This is a genomic window from Undibacterium sp. Tian12W (assembly GCF_049339405.1).
Lineage (GTDB): Bacteria > Pseudomonadota > Gammaproteobacteria > Burkholderiales > Burkholderiaceae_D > Undibacterium.
This window is the reverse complement of the sequence record NZ_JBMPPK010000019.1, coordinates 110,794-135,722: the sequence shown is the minus strand read 5'-3', so window position 1 is coordinate 135,722 and position 24,929 is coordinate 110,794. Positions and strand designations below refer to the sequence as shown.

General features: G+C 52.4%; 24 protein-coding genes and 1 pseudogene. 22 read left to right on the top strand and 3 right to left on the bottom strand.

Annotation, left to right across the window (positions count from 1 at the left end):
- The first annotated feature begins 41 nt into the window (after nt 1-41).
- The 9 genes and pseudogenes from ACO0LI_RS22895 to ACO0LI_RS22855 all read left to right on the top strand — a co-directional run bounded on the left by ACO0LI_RS22895 (nt 42) and on the right by ACO0LI_RS22855 (nt 9,515).
- Nucleotides 42-2,444, top strand: coding sequence for a bifunctional salicylyl-CoA 5-hydroxylase/oxidoreductase (locus ACO0LI_RS22895; protein ID WP_423035471.1), 2,403 nt, complete (start codon nt 42-44; stop codon nt 2,442-2,444).
- Nucleotides 2,445-2,446: 2 nt separating this feature from the next.
- On the top strand, nt 2,447-3,229 hold the full coding sequence (locus tag ACO0LI_RS22890; RefSeq protein WP_422951287.1) for an SDR family NAD(P)-dependent oxidoreductase: 783 nt from the start codon (nt 2,447-2,449) through the stop codon (nt 3,227-3,229).
- The gene (locus tag ACO0LI_RS22885; RefSeq protein WP_422951288.1) at nt 3,229-3,804 is read left to right on the top strand and encodes a MarR family winged helix-turn-helix transcriptional regulator; all 576 of its coding nucleotides are present in this window, start codon (nt 3,229-3,231) and stop codon (nt 3,802-3,804) included. Before ACO0LI_RS22890 ends, ACO0LI_RS22885 begins: the two co-directional genes overlap by 1 nt.
- Nucleotides 3,801-4,655 (top strand): enoyl-CoA hydratase family protein, encoded by an 855-nt coding sequence (locus ACO0LI_RS22880; RefSeq protein ID WP_422951289.1) that lies wholly within the window; start codon nt 3,801-3,803, stop codon nt 4,653-4,655. Before ACO0LI_RS22885 ends, ACO0LI_RS22880 begins: the two co-directional genes overlap by 4 nt.
- A 14-nt stretch (nt 4,656-4,669) precedes the next feature.
- On the top strand, nt 4,670-5,851 hold the full coding sequence (locus ACO0LI_RS22875; RefSeq protein WP_423035509.1) for an acyl-CoA dehydrogenase family protein: 1,182 nt from the start codon (nt 4,670-4,672) through the stop codon (nt 5,849-5,851).
- Nucleotides 5,848-6,261 (top strand): acyl-CoA thioesterase, encoded by a 414-nt coding sequence (locus ACO0LI_RS22870; protein WP_423035469.1) that lies wholly within the window; start codon nt 5,848-5,850, stop codon nt 6,259-6,261. Before ACO0LI_RS22875 ends, ACO0LI_RS22870 begins: the two co-directional genes overlap by 4 nt.
- A 71-nt stretch (nt 6,262-6,332) precedes the next feature.
- A complete protein-coding gene (locus tag ACO0LI_RS22865; protein ID WP_423035467.1) occupies nt 6,333-6,725 on the top strand; it encodes a RidA family protein in 393 nt (130 codons plus the stop codon).
- Nucleotides 6,713-8,257 (top strand): annotated as a pseudogene (locus ACO0LI_RS22860) (3-hydroxyacyl-CoA dehydrogenase); the annotation flags it as partial. The gene ACO0LI_RS22865 and the pseudogene ACO0LI_RS22860, both read left to right, overlap by 13 nt.
- A gap of 82 nt (nt 8,258-8,339) precedes the next feature.
- A complete protein-coding gene (locus ACO0LI_RS22855; protein ID WP_423035465.1) occupies nt 8,340-9,515 on the top strand; it encodes an acyl-CoA dehydrogenase in 1,176 nt (391 codons plus the stop codon).
- Between the two features lie 69 nt (nt 9,516-9,584).
- Here the strand turns inward: ACO0LI_RS22855 and ACO0LI_RS22850 are convergent, their stop codons facing one another.
- Nucleotides 9,585-11,255, bottom strand: coding sequence for an isovaleryl-CoA dehydrogenase (locus ACO0LI_RS22850; RefSeq protein ID WP_423035463.1), 1,671 nt, complete (start codon nt 11,253-11,255; stop codon nt 9,585-9,587).
- A 136-nt stretch (nt 11,256-11,391) separates the two neighbouring features.
- Between ACO0LI_RS22850 and ACO0LI_RS22845 the strand changes: the two genes are divergently transcribed.
- The 6 genes from ACO0LI_RS22845 (at nt 11,392) to ACO0LI_RS22820 (ending at nt 17,346) form a co-directional block, all read left to right on the top strand.
- Nucleotides 11,392-12,030 carry a TetR/AcrR family transcriptional regulator gene (locus tag ACO0LI_RS22845; RefSeq protein WP_423035461.1) on the top strand — a complete coding sequence of 213 codons (639 nt, stop codon included), beginning with the start codon at nt 11,392-11,394 and terminating at the stop codon, nt 12,028-12,030.
- Nucleotides 12,031-12,039: 9 nt separating this feature from the next.
- Nucleotides 12,040-14,358, top strand: a complete 2,319-nt coding sequence (locus ACO0LI_RS22840) for a DNA polymerase III subunit gamma/tau (protein ID WP_423035459.1) — start codon at nt 12,040-12,042, stop codon at nt 14,356-14,358.
- An 80-nt stretch (nt 14,359-14,438) separates the two neighbouring features.
- On the top strand, nt 14,439-14,765 hold the full coding sequence (locus tag ACO0LI_RS22835) for a YbaB/EbfC family nucleoid-associated protein (RefSeq protein WP_110253135.1): 327 nt from the start codon (nt 14,439-14,441) through the stop codon (nt 14,763-14,765).
- Nucleotides 14,766-14,767: 2 nt separating this feature from the next.
- Nucleotides 14,768-15,364 (top strand): recombination mediator RecR, encoded by a 597-nt coding sequence (recR, locus tag ACO0LI_RS22830; RefSeq protein WP_162058699.1) that lies wholly within the window; start codon nt 14,768-14,770, stop codon nt 15,362-15,364.
- A gap of 29 nt (nt 15,365-15,393) precedes the next feature.
- Nucleotides 15,394-16,059 (top strand): hypothetical protein, encoded by a 666-nt coding sequence (locus ACO0LI_RS22825; protein ID WP_423035457.1) that lies wholly within the window; start codon nt 15,394-15,396, stop codon nt 16,057-16,059.
- Nucleotides 16,060-16,098: 39 nt separating this feature from the next.
- A complete protein-coding gene (locus ACO0LI_RS22820; protein ID WP_423035455.1) occupies nt 16,099-17,346 on the top strand; it encodes a CaiB/BaiF CoA transferase family protein in 1,248 nt (415 codons plus the stop codon).
- A 164-nt stretch (nt 17,347-17,510) separates the two neighbouring features.
- Here ACO0LI_RS22820 and ACO0LI_RS22815 read toward each other — a convergent pair whose 3' ends face one another.
- Complete coding sequence (locus tag ACO0LI_RS22815) at nt 17,511-18,113, bottom strand: MarC family protein (RefSeq protein ID WP_422951297.1); 603 nt, start codon at nt 18,111-18,113, stop codon at nt 17,511-17,513.
- A 41-nt stretch (nt 18,114-18,154) separates the two neighbouring features.
- Entirely contained in the window at nt 18,155-18,805 is a 651-nt protein-coding gene (elbB, locus tag ACO0LI_RS22810) for an isoprenoid biosynthesis glyoxalase ElbB (RefSeq protein WP_422951298.1), read from the bottom strand.
- Nucleotides 18,806-19,187: 382 nt separating this feature from the next.
- Here elbB and ACO0LI_RS22805 point away from each other — a divergent pair, with 382 nt between their 5' ends.
- The 7 genes from ACO0LI_RS22805 (at nt 19,188) to gspK (ending at nt 24,928) form a co-directional block, all read left to right on the top strand.
- Nucleotides 19,188-19,388, top strand: coding sequence for a DUF1289 domain-containing protein (locus ACO0LI_RS22805; RefSeq protein WP_162058702.1), 201 nt, complete (start codon nt 19,188-19,190; stop codon nt 19,386-19,388).
- Nucleotides 19,389-19,443: 55 nt separating this feature from the next.
- Nucleotides 19,444-21,702, top strand: coding sequence for a molybdopterin cofactor-binding domain-containing protein (locus ACO0LI_RS22800; protein WP_423035453.1), 2,259 nt, complete (start codon nt 19,444-19,446; stop codon nt 21,700-21,702).
- A gap of 219 nt (nt 21,703-21,921) precedes the next feature.
- Complete coding sequence (gspG, locus tag ACO0LI_RS22795) at nt 21,922-22,392, top strand: type II secretion system major pseudopilin GspG (protein ID WP_422951300.1); 471 nt, start codon at nt 21,922-21,924, stop codon at nt 22,390-22,392.
- Between the two features lie 9 nt (nt 22,393-22,401).
- Nucleotides 22,402-22,866, top strand: coding sequence for a type II secretion system minor pseudopilin GspH (gspH, locus tag ACO0LI_RS22790; RefSeq protein ID WP_423035451.1), 465 nt, complete (start codon nt 22,402-22,404; stop codon nt 22,864-22,866).
- A gap of 1 nt (nt 22,867) precedes the next feature.
- Nucleotides 22,868-23,254, top strand: a complete 387-nt coding sequence (gspI, locus tag ACO0LI_RS22785; RefSeq protein WP_162041053.1) for a type II secretion system minor pseudopilin GspI — start codon at nt 22,868-22,870, stop codon at nt 23,252-23,254.
- Nucleotides 23,244-23,927, top strand: coding sequence for a PulJ/GspJ family protein (locus tag ACO0LI_RS22780; protein WP_423035449.1), 684 nt, complete (start codon nt 23,244-23,246; stop codon nt 23,925-23,927). The genes gspI and ACO0LI_RS22780 overlap by 11 nt, the downstream gene beginning before the upstream one ends.
- The gene (gspK, locus tag ACO0LI_RS22775) at nt 23,924-24,928 is read left to right on the top strand and encodes a type II secretion system minor pseudopilin GspK (protein WP_423035447.1); all 1,005 of its coding nucleotides are present in this window, start codon (nt 23,924-23,926) and stop codon (nt 24,926-24,928) included. Before ACO0LI_RS22780 ends, gspK begins: the two co-directional genes overlap by 4 nt.
- The last annotated feature ends 1 nt before the right edge of the window (nt 24,929 follow it).

Here is a 24,929-nt window from a genome sequence, read left to right as displayed (position 1 = left end):
CAAATTAAATAAGCAAAAAAATTAATCTTCAAGGTAATTTAATGAACATCCTATGCATAGGCGGAGGTCCGGCTGGCCTGTACTTCAGCCTGCTGATGAAAAAGCAAAACCCGGCGCACCAGATCACCATCGTCGAGCGCAATCGCGCTTACGATACCTTTGGCTGGGGCGTGGTGTTTTCTGACCAGACCCTGGGTAATCTGGTGAATGCAGACGAACAGACTGCCCGTTCCATCTTGCAATCTTTTAATCACTGGGATGATATTGACACCCATTTCAATGGGCAGGTCGTTACCTCCGGCGGTCACGGTTTTTGCGGCATAGGTCGCAAGCGTTTACTGAATATCCTGCAAGAGCGTTGCGAAGAACTGGATGTCAAGCTGGTGTTTGAAACGGACGTAACCGACGACCAGGCATTGGCGTTGGAATATGATGCTGACCTAGTCATTGCCTGCGATGGCTTGAATAGCCGCGTTCGCACCCGCTATGAACAAAGCTATCAGCCTGATATCGATACCCGCAAATGCCGCTTTGTCTGGCTCGGTACCAAAAAGCTGTTCTCGGCTTTTACCTTTGCCTTTGAAGAAACCGAGCATGGCTGGTTCCAGGCGCATGCCTATCAGTACGATGGCGATACGGCGACCTTTATTGTCGAGACTCCGGAAGAAACCTGGCTCAAGGCTGGCATAGATAAAATGAGCCAGGAAGAAGCCATCGCCTTTTGCGAAAACCTGTTCGCCAAATATCTTGATGGCAATGCCCTGATGTCAAATGCCACGCATTTGCGCGGCTCCGCCAACTGGATCAAGTTCCCGCGCATTATCTGCAAGAACTGGGTGCACTGGAATCAATTGAATAAGTTGAATAATAAGCGTGTACCTGTGGTCTTGATGGGTGACGCTGCACATACCGCTCATTTCTCCATAGGTTCTGGTACCAAGCTGGCTTTGGAAGATGCCATAGAACTGGCGCGCAGTTTTGAGAAACATGGTGAGCAAGGCATGGATGCCGTGCTGGAAGCTTATCAGGATTTGCGCTCCATAGAAGTCTTGAAGATACAGAGCGCAGCCCGCAATTCCATGGAATGGTTTGAAAACGTCCAGCGCTATACTGCCATGGAAGCGCCTCAGTTTGCCTATTCCATGCTGACGCGCAGCCAGCGTCTGTCGCATGAAAACCTGCGGGTAAGGGATGCGGCTTATGTACGCAGCTTTGAACACTGGATAGCAGAACAGGCGTATGCCAGGGCTGGCCTGCCAGTGCCCAAAACAAAAACAGCGATCCCACCCATGCTGACGCCCTACAAGCTGCGCGATGTGGTATTGAAAAACCGTGTCGTCGTCTCTCCCATGGCGCAATACTCAGCAGTCGATGGTGTGGCTGATGATTATCATCTCGTACATCTGGGTAGCAGGGCCATGGGCGGTGCGGGCCTGGTGTTTGCCGAGATGACCTGTGTCTCTGCCGATGCCCGTATTACGCCAGCTTGCCCAGGACTGTATGCCCCTGAACATACGCAAGCCTGGAAGCGCATTGTCGATTTTGTTCATGCCAATACTGATGCAAAGATTGCCGTGCAGCTCGGCCATGCCGGAGCCAAAGGTTCCACCTGCGTGGCCTGGGAAGGAACAGATCAGCCATTGAAAGAAGGTAACTGGTCGCTGGTGTCAGCGTCAGAGCAACAATACCTGCCTGGCATTTCGCAAGTTGCGCGTGCTACCACAGTGGCAGACATGCAGCGCATAAAAGATGATTTTGTCCAGGCGGCCAGGGCAGCAGCGGAAGCAGGCTTTGACTGGCTGGAATTGCATTGCGCTCATGGTTACCTGTTATCAAGCTTCATTTCTCCGCTGACTAATCAGCGTCAAGATGAATACGGCGGTTCGCTGGAAAACCGTTGCCGTTATCCGCTGGAAGTATTTGCCGCCATACGTGCTGTCTGGCCTGCGGATAAACCGATTTCCGTGCGTATTTCTGCGCATGATTGGGTAGACGGCGGTATTACACCAGATGATGCAGTTGCTATCGCTCGTCTGTTCAAGGCAGCGGGTACCGACATGATAGATTGCTCATCTGGTCAGGTCAGCAAGCAGGAAAAACCTGTCTATGGCCGCATGTTCCAGACCCCGTTTGCTGATCGCATACGCAACGAAGCACAAATACCTACTATAGCAGTTGGTGCGATCTTTGAAGCCGATCATGCAAACAGCATCATCGCCGCTGGCCGTGCTGACTTGTGCGCTATCGCCAGACCACACCTGGCTGATCCTGCTTGGACTTTGCATGAAGCAGCCAAACTGGGCTTCAATGACATGCCCTGGCCCAGGCAATATGTCGCCGGAAAAATGCAACTGGAACGCAATCTAGAACGTGACAGGCAGGTTGCCGCAGCCAGCGCTGGCCTGACACCACAGCAAGTCGCCGCCAAATTGCTGGAAGGATGAGCATGACTGTGCATCAGCAAAAATTACAAGGCAGGCATGCGCTGGTCACCGGCGGTGGCAAAGGCATAGGCCTGGCGATAGCGCAAGCCTTGCTCAGCGAAGGGGCGACGGTGACACTGGCAGGCCGTAGTGAAGCGACTTTGCAAGAGGCTGTGGCTTCCCTGGCGCATGTCAAGGTGCAGTATGTCATCATGGATGTCAGCGATGCGGAATCAGTGCAGGCAGCTTTTCAATTATCGCAGGGTAGGGATGGTCGCATCGACATTCTCATCAATAATGCCGGGCAAGCCAGTTCAGCTTCTTTCCTTAAAACCGATGCCAAATTATGGCAAAACATGCTGGATGTGAATCTGAGCGGCAGCTTCATTTGCATGCAACAGGCTTTGCCTGCGATGCTGGAAGCGGGCTGGGGGCGTATCGTCAATGTGGTCAGTACCGCAGGGCTAAAGGGTTATGCCTATGTCTCTGCCTACTGTGCTGCCAAGCATGGCGTCATAGGTTTGACGCGCGCAGTGGCACTCGAAGTTGCAGCCAAAGGCGTGACCGTGAATGCGGTTTGCCCCGGTTATACCGAAACCGATATCGTCAAGGAAGCCGTTGCCAATATCGTTGCCAAAACTGGTCGTACTGAAGAACAGGCGAAAGCTGAACTGGCCGCTGGCAATCCACAAAAACGCCTGGTGCAACCGCAAGAAGTCGCAGATGCCGTGCTGTGGTTGTGCATGGACGGTGCATCGGCAATGAATGGACAATCCATTGCCGTTGCCGGTGGTGAAGTCATGTGATGAAAACTGAAGAGCAGACAAGATCAGGTATGAAAGAAGACAGTAACCCCGTGTTCGATATGGAAACCCGTCTTACGCAAGATGACCATCAGTCCTTGCGTCTGTGGTTACGCATGCTGTCTTGCACCGTGATGATAGAAGGTGAAATCCGTAGCCGCTTGCGCAGCGAATTCGGGATTACCTTGCCACGTTTCGACCTCATGGCACAACTGGAACGGCATCCCGAAGGTTTGCGCATGGGTGAACTGTCCAAGCGCATGATGGTGACGGGTGGCAACATCACTGGCATTACCGATCAGCTGGAGCAGGAAAAACTGGTGACCCGCGTCGCCGATCTCAAAGACAGACGTGCTTACAGCGTCAAGCTGACGCCTGCTGGCCGTCGCGCCTTCAAACGCATGGCTGCAGTGCATGAAGCATGGATAGCGGATATGTTTTCTGGCTTGCAGGCAGAACAGAAAAGTAAATTATTTGAATTGTTGTCTCAAGTGAAAACGCATTTGCACGAGCCTGGTGTCGATAACAGCCTGGACAACAACATGGACAACAACCCTGAGCAGGAACAAGCACCATGAAATATCTACCCGGACAGCCCCAGGATTTACCTGGCAATCGCCAGCAACTGGCAAACTATGCAGCTCAGCATTTTACCTATGCCGTTGATGCTGGCGTTGCCACCATCACCCTGAATCGGCCAGAACGCAAAAACCCGCTGACCTTTGATTCTTATGCAGAGTTGCGCGACCTGTTCCGTACTTTGTCATATGGCGATGATGTCAAGGCCATCGTCATTACTGGCGCGGGTGAAAACTTTTGTTCTGGTGGGGATGTGCATGAAATCATCGGTCCATTGACCAAGCTTGATATGCCGGGTTTGCTGAGTTTTACCCGCATGACGGGTGATCTCGTCAAAGCCATGCGCGCTTGCCCGCAACCGATTATTGCTGCGATTGATGGTGTTTGCGCTGGTGCTGGCGCCATACTGGCGCTGGCTTCTGATATCCGCATAGGTACGGCACGTAGCAAGACGGCTTTCCTGTTCACCCGCGTTGGTCTGGCTGGTTGCGACATGGGTGCCTGTTCTATTTTGCCGCGCATTATAGGGCAGGGGCGTGCTTCTGACTTGCTATACACCGGGCGCTCAATGTCTGGTGAAGAGGCAGAACGCTGGGGCTTTTTCAATCGCCTGGCGACACCAGAAAATGTGCTGGCGGAAGCGCAGGCCTATGCAAAAAATCTGGCTGAAGGCCCGAATTTTGCTCACGGCATGACCAAGAAAATGCTACAGCAAGAATGGAATATGGGTGTTGATGAAGCCATAGAAGCCGAAGCACAGGCCCAGGCCATATGCATGATGACTAACGATTTCCATCGTGCCTATCATGCCTTCGTTGCCAAGCAAAAACCTGTCTTTGAAGGGGATTGAACATGACGCATATGATGCATGACACCAGCTACCTGGACTGGCCCTTCTTTGACGATAAACACCGTGAGTTGCAACGCACGCTGGATGCCTGGTCTGCAGAAAACCTGCCTGATCATCATGCCGCGGATGTCGATCAGGCCTGCCGCGATCTCGTCAAACAACTGGGCGAGGCTGGCTGGCTCAAAAATGCCATAGGCGGTAGCGCCTATGGTGGCAATGCTGACGTTATCGATACCCGCGCCATTTGTCTGATACGTGAAACACTGGCTCGTCATTCCGGCCTGGCAGATTTTGCCTTTGCCATGCAAGGACTGGGATCTGGTGCGATCAGCTTGCATGGTACAGAGGCGCAAAAGAAAAACTATCTGAGCAAGGTCGCCAAAGGCGAGGCGATTGCTGCTTTTGCTTTGTCGGAACCAGAAGCTGGCTCGGATGTAGCCGCCATGCAATGCGCGGCAGAATTTGTCGTGGATGCAGATGGCGGTCACTATGTCTTGAATGGCGAAAAAACCTGGATTTCCAATGGTGGCATTGCCGACTTCTATGTATTGTTTGCCCGCACTGGCGAAGCACCTGGTGCGCGTGGCATCACTGCATTTATCGTCGATGCTGGTCTGCCGGGCTTTGAAATTGCCGAACGTATCGATGTGATAGCCCCACATCCGCTGGCGCGCCTGAAGTTCACTAATTGTCGCATCCCGGCCACGCAGCGTCTGGGTGAAGCTGGGCAGGGCTTCAAGGTGGCAATGGCGACGCTGGATATCTTCCGTACATCCGTGGCTGGGGCTGCCCTTGGCTTTGCCCGTCGCGCCATGGACGAAGCCGTGCACAGAGTAACGACACGCAAGATGTTTGGCCAGACCCTGGCTGATTTTCAATTGACTCAGGCCAAGCTGGCGCAGATGGCTACTACGATAGATAGTTCAGCACTGTTGATTTATCGCGCTGCCTGGCAAAGAGACCAGGGCCGGAAAGTCACTAAAGAAGCTGCCATGGCAAAACTGACTGCGACCGAGGGTGCGCAGCAAGTGATAGATGCAGCGGTGCAGATGTTTGGTGGCCTGGGTGTCGTCAGCGAAATGCCGGTAGAGCGTCTGTACCGTGAAATCCGTTCTCTGCGCATTTATGAAGGGGCGACGGAAGTACAACAACTGATCATAGGCCGTGAATTGCTGAAAGAGTTTGCTTCAGTATGATTTTTACGGCTGAATTGCCAATACGTTTTGCTCATTGCGACCCGGCGGGCATTGTGTTTTATCCGCTCTATTTTGAAATGATGAATGGTGTGGTAGAAGACTGGTGCGCGCAAGGTTTGGCTTGCAGTTTTCATGAAATGCATATTGCACGCGGCATAGGTTTACCGACCGTGCATCTGGAAACTGATTTCATCAAACCGGCAGAACTGGGCGAAAGCTTGCTGGCGGAGTTGATAGTGACGAAACTAGGCAAGAGTTCAGTCGAACTGGAAATTTGCTTTAGCGGACCGCAACAGGATGTGCGTCTGAAAGCCAGGCTGGTGCTGGTCATGATGGATTTGAAATTGCGCAAAGCGTTAGCCATACCTGATGAGCTGCGTATTGCCATGCTGAAGTATTGCGAAATATAAGATAGATAAGATAGATATAATGGACTTTTCAGGCTCAAGGCTGTGAAAAGTCATCAATGAAAGGATAGATGATGGACATTTTGCAACCTCCAGGCTGGGCTAGGCCACGTGGCTATTCGAATGGCATTTTTGCCAGTGGCCGTACTGTGTGCGTCAGTGGCATGGTGGGCTGGGATGCGCAATGCAGCTTTCAGACCGATGATTTCGCGGGCCAGGTAAGGCAGGCCTTGCAGAACATCGTTGAAGTATTGACAGAGGCAAATGCCAAACCTGAGCATATCGTGCGCATGACATGGTATGTCATCGATAAAAAAGAATATGTAGGTGCCTACAAAGAAGTTGGCGAAGCCTATCGCGATATCATAGGCCGCCATTACCCAACCATGACTGCCGTGCAAGTGGCAGGCTTGATAGAAGACAGAGCCAGGGTAGAGATAGAAGTCACCGCCATCGTACCGGAGTAAATATGCAGACCAGTATTGCAGTTGTAGGCATCGTCGGTGCCGGTGCCATGGGGCGCGGTATTGCCCAGATTGCGGCACAGGCAGGTTTTACCGTGCTCTTGTTTGATGTACAGGCAGATGCTGCCAGTAAAGCCAGTCAGCTCATTGCCGAACAATGGCAAAAAATGCTGAGCAAGGAAAAACTCAGCGCAGAACAATATCAGCGCGCTGTAGAAAACCTGCGAGTCGTCAATAGCATGCAGGAACTGGCCAAATGCGATCTGGTGGTAGAGGCAATTGTTGAAAAGCTTGATGTCAAACGTGCTTTGTTCCAGCAATTGGATGGCATCGTCAGCGACACTTGCATACTGGCGACCAATACTTCTTCACTGTCAGTCACCGCCATTGCTGCAGGCACAAAAATACCTGAGCGTGTCGCAGGTCTGCATTTCTTTAACCCTGTCCCCTTGATGAAGGTGGTTGAAGTCATCGATGGTTTGCTGACCGATGCTGCGGTCGCAGAGCAGCTCATGGCATTTTCCACGCAAACGGGGCATTTGCCGGTGCGTGCCAAGGATACGCCGGGCTTTATCGTCAACCATGCCGGGCGCGGTTATGGCACGGAAGCCCTGCGGATACTGCAAGAGAATGTTGCCAGTTTTCGCCAGATAGACCAGATCATGCGTGAGGCGGCAGGTTTCAAACTGGGGCCGTTTGAATTGCTGGACCTGACCGGGCTGGATGTATCTCACCCTGTCATGGAGGCGATTTATCATCAGTATTATGAAGAGCCACGTTATCGCCCCAGTGTCATTACTGCGCAGCGGGTATATGCAGGTTTGCTGGGTCGCAAGACCGGACGCGGTTTTTATACTTATAGTGGCAACCAGGATGTACCACCGGTTCCTGATCAACAGCCTGCCTGGACGGGGCCAGTATGGATCAGTCAGGAAAACGCAGACGCAGTGCCAGCACTGCTTGCCCTGTTTGAGCGTTGCGGCGTTGCTATCGAAAATGGTGAGCAGCCATCCTCAGACGCACTGTGCATAGTCAGCCCATACGGCGAAGATGTCAGCACCTGTGTAGCAAGAACTGGGCTGGATGCCCGTCGCACGCTTGGCATAGATGCGCTGACTGCTTGCCAGGGTCATCTGAGCCTGATGATGAATCCCGCTACAGATGCAAATCTGGCAGCACAATGCCAGTCCCTGCTGCAGAAAAGCGGGCAGGGCGTCAGCCTGATACAGGACAGTGCTGGTTTCGTGGTTCAGCGCATTTTGGCGACCATCATCAATATCGCTAGCGACATCGCCCAGCAAGGCATATGCAGCCCGCAAGACCTCGACAAGGCAGTGGTATTAGGCCTCGCTTATCCGGCAGGCCCGCTGGCTTGGGGCGACAAACTCGGCACTTCGCGTATACTATTGGTTTTGCGGAACTTGTATGCCAGCACTGGCGACCCGCGCTATCGCCCCAGCCCCTGGCTGGTACGCAGGGCGCAACTGGGTTTGTCCTTGCTGCATTTGCCACATCAGGTAACTAAGGCTGCATAAAACCAGACATGTCACTTCTTATGGTAGGAAAGTGGCATGTAAATAAATATATAACGGTACATATTCAAATCAGGAGAAACAGATGGCCAAGGCTGTATTTAGTTGGGAAGACCCCTTGTTATTGTCCTCGCAACTCAGCGATGAAGAACGCATGGTGCAGGATGCCGCACGTGTCTATTGCGAAGAAAAGCTGGCACCGCGAGTACTGGAAGCTTTCCGTCATGAAAAAACAGATCCAGCCATTTTCCGTGAAATGGGTGAGCTTGGTTTGCTGGGTTCCATGATCCCTACGCAATACGGTGGCGCTGGCTTGAACTATGTTTGCTATGGTTTGGTGGCGCGCGAAGTGGAACGCGTTGATTCTGGTTACCGTTCCATGATGAGCGTACAAAGCTCGCTGGTCATGGTGCCTATCAATGAATTTGGTAGTGAAGCACAAAAACAAAAATACCTGCCCAAGCTGGCGACGGGTGAATGGATAGGCTGCTTTGGCCTGACAGAACCTAACCATGGTTCTGACCCGGGTAGCATGGTGACCCGTGCCAGGACTGTGCCCGGTGGTTATTCCCTCAGTGGCGCGAAGATGTGGATCACCAATAGTCCTATCGCTGATGTCTTCGTGGTCTGGGCGAAAACAGATGATGGCCGCATCCGTGGCTTTATTCTGGAAAAAGGATGGAAAGGCCTGACCGCACCGGCCATCCATGGCAAGGTAGGCCTGCGTGCTTCCATCACTGGCGAAATCGTCATGGATGAAGTATTCGTGCCAGAAGAAAACCTGATGCCAAACGTAGAAGGCCTGAAAGGCCCGTTCACTTGCCTGAACTCCGCACGGTACGGTATCGCCTGGGGGGCTTTGGGTGCGGCAGAATTCTGCTGGCATACGGCACGTCAATACACCATGGACCGACTGCAATTTGGCCGCCCGTTGGCAGCAAATCAGCTGGTACAGAAAAAACTGGCTGACATGCAAACAGAAATTACGCTGGCATTGCAAGGTTGTTTGCGCCTGGGGCGCATGAAGGATGAAGGTACGGCTGCCGTTGAAATTACGTCCATCATGAAGCGTAATTCCTGCGGCAAGTCCCTTGATATTGCCCGCACTGCACGCGATATGTTGGGTGGTAATGGTATTTCTGATGAATTCGGCATTGCCCGCCATCTGGTGAACCTGGAAGTCGTCAACACCTATGAAGGCACACATGATATTCATGCCTTGATTTTGGGTCGTGCACAGACTGGGATTGCGGCGTTCTAATGAAGTAATCGCTGCCCGGTCTTTGTGACCGGGCAGCGATTCAGAAATTGATTCGTCTTCAGGCTGTGTTCAGACTGTAAACGCGCGGGCAATAATGCGCTCTTGCAGATCCCCGGTCGTGGCAGCATCCAGTGTGCCCAGTGTGCCCAGAGTACCCAGAGTGCCATATACGCGACCACATCCCGCATCTGTGCGGCTTTGTATAAAAGCCTTGGCGATATCAGCCTCTGCATATTCTGCCATCAGGAAAGTCTGTGCCGTCAGTACCAGTTTTTGGGTAATGCGGCGGGCATTCATTTCCCTGAAATCTACTGGTGCCAAATCTGTTTGTAACTCCACCACCATTTGCCTCACTTGCTCAGATGCTGAATTGCTCCATAATTGCAGCAGCAATTGCAAGCCTTCCGGGTCTCTTTCCATCGCACGCAAAACATCCAGGCACATGACATTGCCTGAGCCCTCCCAGATGGAGTTGACGGGTGCTTCGCGATATAACCTTGCCATGGGGCCAGTCTCGACATAACCGTTGCCACCCCAGACTTCCATGCATTCACCGGTAAATTCCAGCGCACGCTTGCATATCCAGAATTTTGCGGCAGGCGTCATGATGCGTTTCCAGGCGCGTTGCAAGGCGTCATCTGGTGCATCCAGTGCGGCTGCCAAATGTAGCATGAGACGGGTCGCTGCTTCACTTTCCAGTGCCAGGTCAGTCAGTACATTGCGCATAAGGGGTTGATCTGCCAGCTTCTTGCCGAAAGCCGTGCGGTGGCGTGCATGATGGATGGCTTGCACCAGCGCCTGCCGCATCAGGCCCGCGCTGCCTATGACGCAATCAAGCCGGGTCAGGTTGGCCATTTCTATAATGGTTGGTATGCCCCGGCCTTCATTGCCTATCATGACACCATAGGCATCCTGGAATTCAACTTCACTACTGGAGTTGGATTTATTCCCCAGTTTGTCTTTCAGTCTTTGTACCAGGATAGAATTCTTGCTGCCATCAGGGCGCCAACGCGGCACAAAAAAACAGGATAATCCATTCTCAGTTTTGGCCAGCACCAGATGGGCATCGCACATGGGGGCCGAGAAAAACCACTTGTGGCCGGTCAATGCATAGGCCTGACCTCGTCCTTCAGCACCCAGCGCCACGGCAGTGGTGGTATTTGTGCGTACATCCGAGCCCCCCTGTTTTTCTGTCATGCCCATGCCGATCAGGATGGATTTTTTCTGGGCTATCGGCAAGTCACGCGGATCATGTTCCACTGAATACAGCTTGTCTTTGAGTTCTGCGAACAGGGTAGCTTCGTTTTGCAGCACAGGGATGGAGGCAAAAGTCATGGTGCTGGGGCACAGGGAGCCAGACTCTACCTGTGACTGCATGAAATAGCCAGCTGCACGCGCAACATGTGCGCCCATGCGAGGCTGGCTCCAGGGGGTGGCTTGCAGGCCTTGCTTGCGCAATATCCCCAATAACTGATGCCAGCTTGGGTGAAAATCTACCCTGTCTATGCGCTTACCCTGTCTGTCATGGGTATGCAATTCTGGCAAATGTGTATTGGCCAATGCCGCAGCTTCTAGCACAGCACTGCTACCCAACTCCTGTCCGGATTTTGTCAGCGTGTTTTGATACCAGTCAGCCTGATACTGCGCCAGGCTGGTCATTAGAACGGCATCACTAGTGAAAATATTGTAATCTTGCAGGTCTGCGACCTGATTGCTTATTTCATGGGTTTGCCACTGCATATGATCCTCATTGATATGGGGTAATTATGTGGAGTAAATAAGTAAGCCAGATGAATAGTGTAGTCTGATGAAGTAATCAAGATGTTCGCCTTTTAGCATTCCCCCAAGTACCTGAACTTATAAAACAAGAAACACCATGAGCGAGACTGCCAGCCCTTTGAAATTACGCCGCAAGCCAGTGCAGCAACGCTCTAAAATGACACAATTGGCAATCCTCGATGCCTTTGTTCGGCTTTTGGTCGAAAAAAGCTATGCCGATCTGACCATGCGAGATATCGCCCTGGTCGCTGGCGTGGGTCTGGGCACCTTGTATGAATACTTTCCTGGCAAGAAATCGATAGCCGCCCATTGCATCCATGAGCGCATGAAGAATATAGGCGCGCAGATGCGCATCTGGGTGGAGTTGCAACACGGTCAGCCTTTACAAGACATCGTTACTGATCTGCTGGAGCGCATCATACTTTTGCATGCAGACAAGACCGAGGAGTGGTCTGCACTGATTTTTCTGGAGCGGCAAATTTCCAATATGGAAGCTTATAGCGCGCTCTATGGGCAGGTTGTTGATATCTGGGAATCTGCTTTTGCGGCAAGCTCAGACCGAGCGCTGTATCCCAATACCAGCCCGGCGATAGTCCATGCGGCTGTCTACGGCGTCCTGTATCAGACCCTGATGTTGTCCCCACAAAGCCTGCAAGAGCCTGAATTTCTTGCTCAGATGAAAAACTTGGTGTTGGGATATCTGCAAATCACTGATCAGAGCGCCCGAATAAGGTAAAATCGCGGGATGTCCTATCAAGTCCTCGCCCGAAAATATCGCCCCAAGAGTTTTGAAACTCTGGTGGGGCAAGAGCACGTGGTCCGTGCCTTATCGCATGCGCTAGATCAGCAGCGGCTGCATCACGCCTATTTGTTTACCGGTACCCGTGGTGTCGGCAAGACGACGCTGTCACGTATCCTGGCCAAATCCTTTAACTGTGAGACTGGCATTACAGCCCGTCCTTGCGGTGTTTGCGAAGCCTGTACGGCGATTGATGCCGGGCGCTTTGTTGACTATATAGAAATGGATGCCGCCTCGAACCGTGGTGTCGATGAAATGGCCTCGCTGCTGGAACAGGCGATTTACGCGCCGTCCAATGCACGCTTTAAAGTCTATATGATAGACGAGGTGCACATGCTGACCAACCACGCTTTCAACGCCATGTTGAAAACGCTGGAAGAGCCACCTGAGCACGTCAAATTCATTCTGGCAACGACAGACCCGCAGAAAATCCCTGTCACGGTCTTGTCACGCTGCCTGCAATTTAATCTCAAGCAAATGCCGCCTGGCCATATTGTTGGTCATCTGGAAAACATCCTGGGGCAAGAGCAAATCGAATTTGAATTGCCTGCCTTGCGTTTGCTGGCGCAGGGTGCCCATGGTTCCATGCGCGATGCCTTGTCGCTGACCGACCAGGCAATTGCCTATGCTGCCGGTAAAGTCAGCCTTGATGCCGTACAAGGCATGCTGGGTGCGCTGGACCAGTCTTATCTGATACGTTTGCTGGATGCCTTGCTGGCGCAGGATGGTAAAGCTTTGCTGGATGTTGCCGACGAAATGGCAGCACGCAGCCTGTCGTATAAAGCGGCGTTGCAAGATCTGGGCAGTTTGCTGCACCAGATCGCCGTGGCGCAAATGGTGCCTGCAGCAGTGGCAGAAGATATTCCCGAGCGTGAGCAGGTATTGCGCTTGGCGCAGAGTTTTGCCAAAGAAGAAGTACAACTGTTTTATCAAATTGCTGTGCATGGCCGTAATGAGCTGGCATTGGCACCTGATGAATATGCAGGCTTCAGCATGACGCTGTTACGCATGCTGGCATTCAAACCTGTCAGTGGTGAGCAATGGGTGCAGCCGCCTTCCAGTACACCACCGGCTGGTGGGCGTCCGGCTTTGCCAGGCAATAATGCGAACAATGCTCCGCCGGCACAAAGCCCTGTGCGTTCCAGCCCTGCTGCTTCAAGTAATAGTGTTGGTAGTGCTAACACTGCACCTGTCGCAAATGTAGTGCCGGCAGCAATGCCTGCACGCGCTCCGGCAGACGCGCCGAAACCGGTTGTACAGGATAATGCCGAGACACCCGCAACACCCGCAACTGCGCCTGCTGCTGGCACACGTGTCAGCCCGGTACTGGCTGCCCTGGCTGCGGCACGCGCAAATACCAAGAATGGCACGCCAGCAGGAAAAACTGCTGCAGCAGAAACGGCACCAGTAGCCAAAGCTGCAATTGCACCTGTGACTCCAGTGGCTCCAGTTTCACCTGTAGCGCCGGTCAGGCCCGTTACTCCTGTCGCAACACCGTCAGTTAAAGTGGCTCCACCATCGGCGCAGCCCGTAGTCAAACCTGCCCAGCCTGTGTCAGCACCTGCACCTTTGATTGCCGAGCAGGACATGCAATCCATGGGCATGGACGATATGCCGCCGCCCTGGGATGAAGAAATGTTCTTCGATGCAGAGCCTGCAAAACCGGCGATGCCGCCACGAGTAATGGCTCCTGCTTCTGCACCTACTGTGCCGCAGGAGCAAGCCGCGCCAGTTGAGGTGGCCGTGCTAGCTGATGCTGCTACATTTGTTGCATCTGCTAACCAGGAACCGCAAGCTGCCGCTGCAGAAGTGGTCAAGCCCAGGGAAGCAATCACTCTGAATGCTGATCGCCTGATCGCGAATGCACCAGTCCCTGAGTTGAACTGGGATGGTCATTGGCCTGCGCTGGCGGCCAGCTTGCCTGTGCGCGGCGTAGCCCAGCAAATGACACAGCAAAGTGAGCTGGTCAGTTGCAAGCAGGATGGTAATGCCCATGTATTCCGCCTGCGCCTGCCTTTATCTACACTCTTGTCTTCGGGCAGTGTAGAAAAACTTAGTGCGGCCTTGTCCGAAAGGTTTGAAAAAACCATACGGGTGGAAACCGAGATAGGTGCCGTTGAGCATACCGCCAACGCACAGGCTGTGGCTGAGCGCGGAGTGCGCCAGCAACAGGCAGAAAAATCCATACAGGGCGACAGTTTCGTGCAGACTTTGATGCGCGAATTTGGTGCCACGATCGTCACGGGTAGCATACGGCCGGTCTGATACCGGTGATATGCAAAATAAGTACAAGTCTGCGTGACCAAATTTAATCAATATTCCATTTTTATTTTCGGAGAAATTTTATGATGAAGAATCAATTGGCCGGTTTGATGAAACAAGCCCAGGCAATGCAGGATAATATGAAAAAAGCCCAGGATCAATTGGGCCTGGTAGAAGTAGAAGGCCAGGCTGGTGCTGGCCTGGTCAAGGTTGTCATGACCTGCAAGAACGATGTCAAGCGCGTTACCATCGACCCGTCTTTGCTGGGTGACGACAAGGACATGCTGGAAGACCTGGTTGCTGCTGCTTTCAATGATGCAGTGCGCAAGGCAGAAGCTACTTCACAAGAAAAAATGTCAGCCCTGACAGCTGGCATGCCTTTGCCGCCTGGCTTCAAGATGCCATTCTGAGTGTGAAAAAACTCGGTAGTCTGGAAGCCTTGTCTGAGGCGTTACGCCGCTTGCCCGGCGTAGGGCCAAAGTCAGCTCAGCGCATGGCTTATCACTTGCTGCAACATGACAGGGAAGGCGCCGCCATCCTTGGCATGGCGCTGACTCACGCGGTTGAGCGCATACAGCATTGCGCATCCTGCAATACCTTCAGCGAAAGCGAAGTTTGCGAAACCTGTCTGGATGCCGTGCGTGATACCAGTCTGCTGTGCGTGGTGGAAACACCTTCTGACCAGATGATGATAGAACAGACCATGACGTACAAGGGTCTGTACTTTGTCCTCATGGGGCGACTCTCGCCACTTGATGGCATAGGTCCGAAAGATATCCATCTGGAAAAACTGGTCTCCAGAGCTACCGACGGTAAAGTGCAAGAAGTGGTGCTGGCGACCAATTTCACCAATGAAGGTGAGGCAACCGCGCATTACATCAGCGAGACGCTGAAGGCACGTGGCTTGCGGGTCAGTCGCCTGGCACGTGGTGTGCCAGTTGGTGGCGAGCTTGAATATGTGGATGCTGGTACGATTGCCCGCGCCATGCTGGATAGACGGACTACTTAATACAGTAACTGAGATAATAATAAGCCATCATGTTTCTGATCCCCGCCGAACAAAAAAGCAAATTGCAGTTGCAATGGTCAGACCTGATACAGGGCTTGGCGGGTAGTCCCCGGCATGCCAAAGAAGTTTGGGTTTTACTGGATAAGCATTACTCCGAACCTCAACGCAGTTTTCATAATCTCACGCATATCCAGTCCATGCTCAGGCATGCTGAAGACAGGCGCGCAGATATCCATAATTTTCCTGTCGTATCCCTGGCGATCTGGTTTCATGACATGGTGTATGACACCCATGCCAATAATAATGAACTGAAAAGTGCAGAGCTGGCAGGGGAGTTGATGATGCGCATGGAGATCAATCCCACCGTCATCATGCATGTGCAGCAATGCATACTCGCCACGGCCAGGCATGAAGTGGCTGATTTTAAAAACCGTGCGGCTGATATTCCCTTGTTCCTTGATATTGCATTGACTATCCTCGGCGCACCCAAGGATGTTTATCAACAATATAGCCGGGCTATCCGCAATGAATTCCGCTGGCTGGAAGCGCCTGCCTACAGAGCGGGGCGTCTGAAAGTGCTGAAGCGCTTTGCCGACCGCGAACAATTATATTTTCATCCCGTCATGGCGGCGCAATTTGATGCACAGGCACGCGCCAATATCGCATGGGAAATCAAGAAGCTGACTTTTGTATAAGTCCGTTCCGTAAAACTTTTTCTTAACGCATTTATTCTTATGCAGTCACAAGCTAAAGCACATGGCCCTTTGGCGGGCATCAAGGTTCTGGAGTTGGGTACGCTGATCGCAGGGCCATTTTGTTCACGCATGCTGGCTGAATTTGGTGCTGAAGTGATCAAGGTAGAATCGCCCGATGGCGGTGACCCTCTGCGTCAATGGCGTGTGCTGAAAGATGGCACCTCACTATGGTGGAGTGTGCAGGCACGCAATAAGAAAAGCATCACCCTGAATATGAAGCAGGAGCAGGCGCGTGAAATTGCCAAACGCCTGGCGCTGGATGCTGACATCATCATAGAAAATTATCGCCCCGGTGTGCTGGAAAAATGGGAGCTGGGATTTGAGGCTTTAAAAGCCATCAATCCCGCCACCATCATGGTGCGCCTGTCTGGTTATGGCCAGACCGGGCCTTTGAAAGACTTGCCCGGCTTTGGTGCCATCGGTGAATCCATGGGAGGTTTGCGTTATGTCTCTGGTCATGCCGACCGGCCACCTGTGCGCGTGGGCATATCGATAGGAGATTCTGTCGCCGCCTTGCATGGCGTCATTGGTGCCATGATAGCTTTGCGTCATCGCGATGTCACCGGCGGACGCTGGAATGGCAAGCAGGGCGAGGCATGTGTCGCTGGGCAGGGGCAAATGGTGGATGTGGCTTTGTATGAGTCAGTCTTCAATTTGATGGAATCGCTGGTGCCAGAATTTGATCATGCTGGTGTCGTGCGTGAACGTACTGGCGGTGCCTTGCCTGGCATAGTGCCATCGAATACTTACACCACGGCGGAAGGTGAAAATATCGTCATTGCAGGCAATGGCGACGCAATCTTCCATAGACTCATGAAAGCCATAGAGCGTGAAGACCTTGCGCAAGACCCAGGCTTGGTACGCAATGATGGCCGCGTCCCGCGCACGGGGGAAATTGATGCGGCAATTCAAGGCTGGTGCTCAGGCCGCGATATAGATACAGCTTTGCAAATACTCAAGGCAGCCGATGTGCCAGTGGGTAAAATCTATTCTGTACGGGATATGATGAGCGACCCACAATTCCTGGCGCGCCAGATGTTCGAGCAGCATGCATTTGAAGATGGCACTCCAGTCAAGTTGCCTGCCATTACACCGAAGATGTCAGAGACTCCTGGTCAGACGCTATGGCTGGGCCCGCGTCTGGGCCAGCATAATCAGGAGGTATTGAGTGAGCTGGGTTATAGTGATGCCGAGATCGCGCAAATGGCTGCGGACAAAGTAATTTAAATCAGTAATTTAAATAAGTAATGTAAAGGTCAACCATGAACCGCCAGATGCTTAAAAATTTCCTGATCGCCCTGGCGCTGTTCCTGCTGGGCTATTTCACTTCTAATTACTGGGCATCTTGATTTGACTGGCCAGGCTCTCCATTCCTGGCCAGCCAAGTATGCTCAGTTCAGGGTTTTCAGATAATCCCTGATCCCCGCCAACAGCATTTCGACCGACATGGCTGTCAATATCAAGCCCATCAGGCGTTCAAATGCAGTCATGGCGCGTACCCCGAGAACCTTTTGCATACGTTCCGCACTCAATAACACCACCAGCCACACCACGGCAACGGCAGTCAATGCCGCCAGATGCACCATCATGTCCTGACGGCTGTCGGATGAAAACAGCAGCACTGTCGCCAGCGCAGACGGGCCAGCCAGCGCGGGTATTGCCAATGGCACGATAAAGGGTTCGTGGCCATCTTCCACGTCTCCGAAAATACCGCCTTCCTGCGGGAAAACCATGCGCAAGGCAATCAGGAACAGGATTACACCACCACCTATGCGCAAAGAGACTTCAGTCAATTGCAGCGCGGTCAGGAAGTGTTTGCCAAAGAACATGAACAGCAAAAGCAGGCCAAAGGCTATCGCGCATTCGCGCACGACTACACGCCAGCGTCGCTCGGGGGCGACATGGGATAATGCACTGACAAAGATGGGGACGTTTCCAAACGGGTCGGTGACCAATATCAGCAACATCAGGGATTGAAAAAAATCTTGAGTCATGAAGACCTTGTTTTAAAAATGATACCTGGGGCTTTGGTGTTTCAGATTAATGCCAGCGTCGCTTTGACGGCAGCTTCTATGCCTGTCGCTGCTTCAGCAATATTTTCCGCCAGCATGTAGGCGGGAGTGCTGACGACTTTTCTGTCTTTATCGACGACAAATTCTTTGACCGGGCAATTAATGTGCTGGCCACCCATGGCAGTGATGGCAGCAGCTGTGCCCTCGTCGTTGCCTATCGTGACCGCAATACCATTGCCATATACCAGTGGCAGCATGGCAGGGGCTATGCAGATATAGCATGCTGGTTTGCCCGCGTCGGCGATGGCTTTGGCGAATCGCAAGACATCAGGCTGTATCTGACAGTCCGCCCCTTTGCTGGCAAAATCAGACAGGTTTTTTGCTGCACCAAAACCACCGGGGAAAAATACGGCGGCATAGTCGTTGACATTGGCCAGGGCGACATCCTTGATTTTGCCGCGGGCAATGCGGGCAGATTCCACTAATACATTGCGGCTTTCACCCCCAGCGACCAGGCCAGTAAGGTGATTGACAACATGGGCTTGCGGGATATCAGGCGCCAGGAATTCTGGTTCTGCACCGGCTCTGACGAGAGCCAGCATGGTCAGGACACTCTCGTGAATTTCAGCGCCATCGAAGACGCCACAACCGGAAAGAACGACGGCTACTTTCATGATGTACCTTTATATTCGTGAGGGATAGACAGAAAGCAGCCAATTTTCCCGCTGAAGCCTGTAGGCTGTCAACAAAGTCCCTCTTTTTCTGGAAAAATAGAGGGCAAAATAGAGTAAGACCACCAACGCAGTAATCAAAAAAACATTTACTATTAGCCGGGGAAAATGCGAACGCTCGTTTTATTATAAGAGCATAAACCCTTAAAACCTGTTTCTGATCTGTAGCGAGCGGACGTCAGCGGGGTGAAGAGCAGCGCAAAAAGCGGAATGTACTTAAGTACATGAGCATTTTGAGCAGCACATGAGCTCCGATCACGTCTGCGCAGTAAGATCATAGACAGGTTCTCAGGCAAGATTTTCCCGAAAACAAGAGTACACATATATGTCAGTAATAAAGATGGAAGGCAAAGAGCGCCCGGATACACCCTGTGTTGCCGTTTGCTCAACAACATTTGATGATGTCTGTCGTGGCTGTGGCCGCACTGTGGCTGAGGTGGCAGAGTGGGTGTTCATGACGGCAGAACAGAAGGAAATCGTCTGGACCAGGATATTGGCAGAAGGTTATCCAAGACGGAATACATAAGCGCGCCAAATATATAGAAATAATATAAAGGCGACAAAAATAACGGAGACAGCGCATGTCGCAGCTTAAAAAATCAGGACGCCGCCGCTTCATCCTGGGTGGCTTGGGATTGACTGGTGCATTGCTGGTAGGCTGGGGCGTCATGCCACCGCGCCAGCGACTGAACACCAGTACACCCTTGACAGTATCAAATGGCGAAGTCGCCATGAACGGCTGGATCAAGATTGCGCAAGATGGCACAGTCAGTGTTGCCATGCACAGGAGCGAGATGGGGCAGGGCATACATACCGCCCTGCAAATGCTGGTAGCTGAAGAGCTGGATGTGCCCATGAGTATGGTCAGGCCCATGTATGTGCCCGCAGATAAAATTTACGGCAGCATGGCGGCCCTGGCCGACGGCTTGCCATTTCATCCCGATGACCATGGCAGCGTAAAGCGCGTTGCGCAATGGGTGACGCTCAAGTTTGCCCGCGAACTGGGTTTGCAAATGACGGGTGGCTCATCCAGCGTCAAAGATGCCTGGCAACCCATGCGTGAAGCGGGTGCTACGGCCCGCGCCATGCTGATTGCCGCTGCAGCAAAAAAATGGAATGTGGCTGCGACAGAATGTACAACCAAAGATGGCGTGGTCAGCCATTCATCCGGCAAGCAAGCAAGATATGCTGAGCTGGCTGCCGATGCTGTCAATAGCCAGCCTGGTGAGATACAACTCAAGCGTCCGCAAGATTTCAAAATCATAGGCCAGCCGCAGCCGCGTACTGATGCCGCGCCCAAAGGTGATGGCAGCGCCCAGTTTGGTATTGATGCGCGACCAGAAGGCATGGTCTATGCCGCCATCAAACAAAGCCCGACCATAGGCGGTCGTATCAAGTCTTTTGATGCTGCGGCTGTCAAGTCCATGCCGGGCTTCATTCAGGTTATTGATTTTTCCATGGAAGGCGCGGTGGCGGGTGTTGCCGTGGTGGCGCAGTCCTATTGGCAAGCCAGGCAGGCACTGGATAAATTGCCCATCACTTGGGATGCGGGTGAGCATGCGCAACTCTCTACAGAAAGCATATTCAAGGACTTTGCCAGCAAGCTAGATAGTGAATCTGGTTTTGCCTATCACAAGGCGGGGGATGTCGAAGAAACCTTGGCTGGCAAGGGCGTAGCAAAAACCATAGAGGCAGAATATCGTGCGCCGTTTCTGGCGCATGCAGCGATGGAGCCTATCAATTGCACCGCACAGCTCAAGGATGGCAAGCTACAAATCTGGGTTTCTACCCAGGTGCCTGGCGTTGCTGCAGATGTAGCTGCCAAAGTCGCCAAGCTTAAATCTGAAGATGTCACTCTGCACATGGCCTATCTTGGCGGTGGTTTTGGCCGCAGACTGGAAGTGGATATGGTCGCGCAAGCGGCGCGTATTGCCTTGGAAACCAGGGGTGCTCCCGTCAAGCTGATCTGGAGCCGGGAAGAAGATACGACGCACGACATGTATCGCCCAGCCGCCCTGGCACGCTTCAGGGCCGGGCTGGATAAGGACGGGAATTTGCTGGCCTATGACAACAAATCCGTATCGGGTTCAATTACGCATCAGGTATTGGTGCGAACCTTTGGTTTGATGGGGGCAGGTCCTGATAAAACCACGGCAGAAGGTGAATTTGACATGCCGTATGAAATCCCGCATCAGCGTATCCGGCATGTCATTGCGCCCAGTCCGGTGGCGTTGGGTTTCTGGCGCTCAGTGGGGCATTCACACAATGCTTTTTTTAAAGAGAGTTTTATCGATGAACTTGCCCACGCAGCCAATCAAGATAGCCTGACATTTCGCCGTGGCTTGCTGAAAGAGCATCCACGTCATCTGGCCGTGCTGGATGCGGTAGTGCAAAAGGCTGGTAAGCCAGCAGAGGGCAGGGCGCATGGCCTGGCACTGCATGATTCATTTGGCAGTATAGTCGCCCAGATAGCTGAGGTCTCCGTGCAGGACGGGCAAATCCGGGTGCACAAGGTCACTTGTGCAGTGGATTGCGGTATAGCGGTTAATCCCAATATCATTGCCCAGCAGATGGAGTCTGCGGTGGTGTTTGGCCTCAGTGCTGCCTTGTATGGCGAAATCACGATCAAAGACGGCAAGGTCGTGCAGAGTAACTTCAACGACTATCAGGTCTTGCGCATCAATGAGGCGCCAGAGGTCGAAACCATCATCATCAAAAGTGCAGAACCACCGCAGGGGATAGGTGAGCCAGGCGTGCCACCAATAGCCCCGGCAGTTGCCAATGCGGTATTTATCCTGACTGGTAAACGTCTGCGCAGTCTGCCGCTGAAATTGAGTTGACACATACTGGTGGTAGTATGAAGTGCAATTCAACAGAATTCATACATATTAATTTCCAATTTTGTGTTTAAATATTGTCTTCAAGGCATTTTTTGTTACTATTCGATACAGAAAGTGGCCCCAGGGATAATCTCAGGATTTATACTGCGTCAGCGTGCAGCTAGTATGTACGCCACGCATTTTTTTATTTTTAGAGTTTTTATTTTTTAGAATTACGCCATGCTTAATTTTTCAGTTCCTTCAGTTTCATTACGTGCAGGCAAGGCCAGGAATTCCCAGCGCGGTTTTACCCTGATCGAGATCATGGTGGTTGTGACCATCATCGCCATTCTGGGCGCATTCATGGTACCTAGACTGGTTGGATTTACCCATGAAGCCAGGGTGACTGCAGCCAAGCAGGATATTTCCACCATCATGGGTGCACTGAAGATGTATAAGTTGCACAATCAGCGGTACCCGACTACTGAACAGGGTTTGCAGGCACTGATAGAGAAACCGACGTCTGGCCCGGCAGCAAACGCCTGGCAGACAGGTGGTTATATAGAAAAACTGCGTAATGACCCATGGGGCAAGCCATATCAATATCTTTCGCCAGGTATCAGGGGTGATATTGATGTATTTTCCCTTGGTGCTGATGGCCAGCCCGGTGGTAGTGGTGAAGATACAGACATAGGTTCCTGGGATTTATAAGAAGCACGCATGAAGATCAAGCATGGGCAGCGGGGCTTTACCTTGCTGGAGCTATTGGTGGTATTAGTCATTTTCGGCATCATTCTGGGTGCCATCAGTGTCAATGCCATGCCGGGCGAGCAACAGCGCCTGGAAAATGACGCCAAACGCATTTCCCTGCTTTTGCAACTTGCACGTGATGAAGCCATTGTGCGCAATCTGCCTGTGGCTTTTGAGGTCGATCAGAATGGTTATCGCTTTCTGGTCAGAGAAGACAGAATCTGGTCTCCCATCAAGGACGACATGCTGCGCGAACGTTTTTTTCAAACTGCGCCAGTAGAATTATCCATGCAACCGCAAGCGGCAGACAGCTCTGTAATCAGGATATTGTTTGGCCGTGAACCCGTCGATAAGCCCTTTGTGCTCACCATCAAGTCCAATGACAAACATGTCAGCGTGCGGGCCGACGGTATAGGCCATTTTTCAGTGGAATAAAATGCATAAGATGCCGCGCTTGCGCTCACAATCTGGATTTACCTTGCTGGAAGTACTGGTGGCACTGGTCATCGTCGGTACTGCCCTGGGTGCCAGCTTACGTGCAGTCGGTAGCCTCACGCAAAACAGCAGCAGCTTGCGCGCCTCCATGATGGCGACCTGGTCGGCTGAAAATCGTCTGGCACAAATACGCCTGGCGCATGAATGGCCCGCCTTTGGTGAGCGTACCTTTGCCTGCCCGCAGGGCGACTTGCACCTGATGTGCGAAGAGCATGTCATTGCCACTCCCAATCCCTCTTTCAGAAGAGTTGAAGTGTTTGTGTATGAAGCAGACAGCCCTGAGCGTCGCATCATCAAGCTGACGCAGGTGGTGCCGAATGCACTTTAAATGTAAATCATCCCGGAAAAACCGCGCAGCCAATTTGCCGCAGTCCGGTTTTACCCTCATAGAGCTCTTGGTAGCAATTACCATATTGGCGATTATCGCCGTGCTCGGCTGGCGTGGCCTCGATAGTATTGTTCGCGCCCGCACCGTGCTGGCGGAGGAAATGGAGCAGACACGCGGCATACAACTGGCGTTTGCCCAGTTGGAGAATGATTGCGCCCACATCGTCGATGCCGCTAATTTGCCGGGCCGTGAAGTTTTCAGCGCCCAAGGGCCAAGGCTGGCATTGGTGCGCACTGTATTTGAAGAGAATCAACCCACCCGCTTGCAAGTCGTTGTCTATAGTGTGCGTGGCGGCGTTCTTGGCCGGCGCGAAATGCTGCCTACCCGTGAACTGGCAGTGCTCGAGCATGACTGGCAAGATGCCTTGTCTGAAGCAGAAACCACGCCGTCCATCGGCTTGCAAACTCAGGTGACAGGCTTTGAAATGCGAACCTGGAAAGAAGGTGAAAATGGCTGGCGTGCCGGTGGTAATGAAGCTGCGGCTGCCAATCCCGTACCCGCAGCGCCAGGCATTCCAAGCAGGGTCGGTAAATTGACCGGTCTGGAAATTGCCGTACAGTTATCAGGCCGTGAACTGCCTGTCACCAAAGTATTCTTGCTGGGTGCGGTATGAGGTCAAAAAATACCCGCCAACAGCGTGGTGTAGCTGTGATTACTGCCTTGTTGCTGACAACCCTTGCTATCACCATTGTCGCCAGCCTGTTCTGGCAACAACAGGTACAAGTCAGATCGATAGAAAACCAGCGCATGCAATTGCAAAAGAAATGGATTTTGCGCGGGGCGATAGATTGGGCAAGACTGATATTGCGTGAAGACGGCAAGCAGTCTGCCAATGTTGATCACCTGGGGGAACCATGGGCTGTCAAGCTGGCAGATACCCGCCTTGATCAGTATGTGGAAAATGCCAAGACTGAAAATGAAGATAGCGATGCCACGCTGTCAGGCCAGGTCGTTGATGCGCAAGGTATGTATAACCTGAACAATCTGGCAACAGATGGCAATGTGGATGCACGTGAAGTTGCCGTGTTTAGTCGCCTGCTGGTGAATTTGCGTTTTGACGGGCAACTCGCAGAAGCTGTTGCAGATATGGTGGCAAGGACACAAACCCGGGCGATTGCTGCGCCAGGTTCTTCTTCTGCTGAAACAGGGGCTGGAAAAAGCACCTCCGATTTCTCGCAACCTGAAGTACAATTCTTGCGCTTTACTCAAGTAGATGATTTGCTGGCAATTAATGGATTTACGCCGGAAATGATGGAGAGGTTAAAAGGCTTTGTGACGGTGTTGCCTGGCAAGACCAGTATTAATGTCAATACGACATTTGCTGAAGTGCTGGCTGCCAGAATTGACGGGCTTAGCGTGGGTGATGCTGCTGCCATGATCGCTAGTCGCGACCGTGCGTACTTTCGCACGGTGGCAGAATTCAAGTCGCGCTTTGAAGACAGACTCAAAACACTGACGGACAAGGATGTGGATGTCGCAACCAAATACTTCATCGTCAATGGCAAGGTCAAAATGAATCGTTCGGCACTGGATGTCAGTGCATTGATAGAGCGTGCCGATAATATAGGATCGACGGCAATGACAACAACGGTGCTTTGGGTACGGGAAAATTAAA

Coding starts and splice junctions, on each gene's coding strand:
- gspG (WP_422951300.1), top strand. CDS start 21,922: ATGCTTAATTTTTCAGTTCCTTCAGTTTCATTACGTGCAGGCAAGGCC.
- gspK (WP_423035447.1), top strand. CDS start 23,924: ATGAGGTCAAAAAATACCCGCCAACAGCGTGGTGTAGCTGTGATTACT.
- ACO0LI_RS22805 (WP_162058702.1), top strand. CDS start 19,188: ATGTCAGTAATAAAGATGGAAGGCAAAGAGCGCCCGGATACACCCTGT.
- ACO0LI_RS22780 (WP_423035449.1), top strand. CDS start 23,244: ATGCACTTTAAATGTAAATCATCCCGGAAAAACCGCGCAGCCAATTTG.
- ACO0LI_RS22850 (WP_423035463.1), bottom strand. CDS start 11,255: ATGCAGTGGCAAACCCATGAAATAAGCAATCAGGTCGCAGACCTGCAA.
- gspH (WP_423035451.1), top strand. CDS start 22,402: ATGAAGATCAAGCATGGGCAGCGGGGCTTTACCTTGCTGGAGCTATTG.
- ACO0LI_RS22855 (WP_423035465.1), top strand. CDS start 8,340: ATGGCCAAGGCTGTATTTAGTTGGGAAGACCCCTTGTTATTGTCCTCG.
- ACO0LI_RS22870 (WP_423035469.1), top strand. CDS start 5,848: ATGATTTTTACGGCTGAATTGCCAATACGTTTTGCTCATTGCGACCCG.
- elbB (WP_422951298.1), bottom strand. CDS start 18,805: ATGAAAGTAGCCGTCGTTCTTTCCGGTTGTGGCGTCTTCGATGGCGCT.
- ACO0LI_RS22880 (WP_422951289.1), top strand. CDS start 3,801: ATGAAATATCTACCCGGACAGCCCCAGGATTTACCTGGCAATCGCCAG.
- ACO0LI_RS22800 (WP_423035453.1), top strand. CDS start 19,444: ATGTCGCAGCTTAAAAAATCAGGACGCCGCCGCTTCATCCTGGGTGGC.
- ACO0LI_RS22895 (WP_423035471.1), top strand. CDS start 42: ATGAACATCCTATGCATAGGCGGAGGTCCGGCTGGCCTGTACTTCAGC.
- ACO0LI_RS22890 (WP_422951287.1), top strand. CDS start 2,447: ATGACTGTGCATCAGCAAAAATTACAAGGCAGGCATGCGCTGGTCACC.
- ACO0LI_RS22825 (WP_423035457.1), top strand. CDS start 15,394: ATGTTTCTGATCCCCGCCGAACAAAAAAGCAAATTGCAGTTGCAATGG.
- gspI (WP_162041053.1), top strand. CDS start 22,868: ATGCATAAGATGCCGCGCTTGCGCTCACAATCTGGATTTACCTTGCTG.
- ACO0LI_RS22840 (WP_423035459.1), top strand. CDS start 12,040: ATGTCCTATCAAGTCCTCGCCCGAAAATATCGCCCCAAGAGTTTTGAA.
- ACO0LI_RS22885 (WP_422951288.1), top strand. CDS start 3,229: ATGAAAACTGAAGAGCAGACAAGATCAGGTATGAAAGAAGACAGTAAC.
- ACO0LI_RS22865 (WP_423035467.1), top strand. CDS start 6,333: ATGGACATTTTGCAACCTCCAGGCTGGGCTAGGCCACGTGGCTATTCG.
- ACO0LI_RS22845 (WP_423035461.1), top strand. CDS start 11,392: ATGAGCGAGACTGCCAGCCCTTTGAAATTACGCCGCAAGCCAGTGCAG.
- ACO0LI_RS22875 (WP_423035509.1), top strand. CDS start 4,670: ATGCATGACACCAGCTACCTGGACTGGCCCTTCTTTGACGATAAACAC.
- ACO0LI_RS22815 (WP_422951297.1), bottom strand. CDS start 18,113: ATGACTCAAGATTTTTTTCAATCCCTGATGTTGCTGATATTGGTCACC.
- ACO0LI_RS22835 (WP_110253135.1), top strand. CDS start 14,439: ATGATGAAGAATCAATTGGCCGGTTTGATGAAACAAGCCCAGGCAATG.
- ACO0LI_RS22820 (WP_423035455.1), top strand. CDS start 16,099: ATGCAGTCACAAGCTAAAGCACATGGCCCTTTGGCGGGCATCAAGGTT.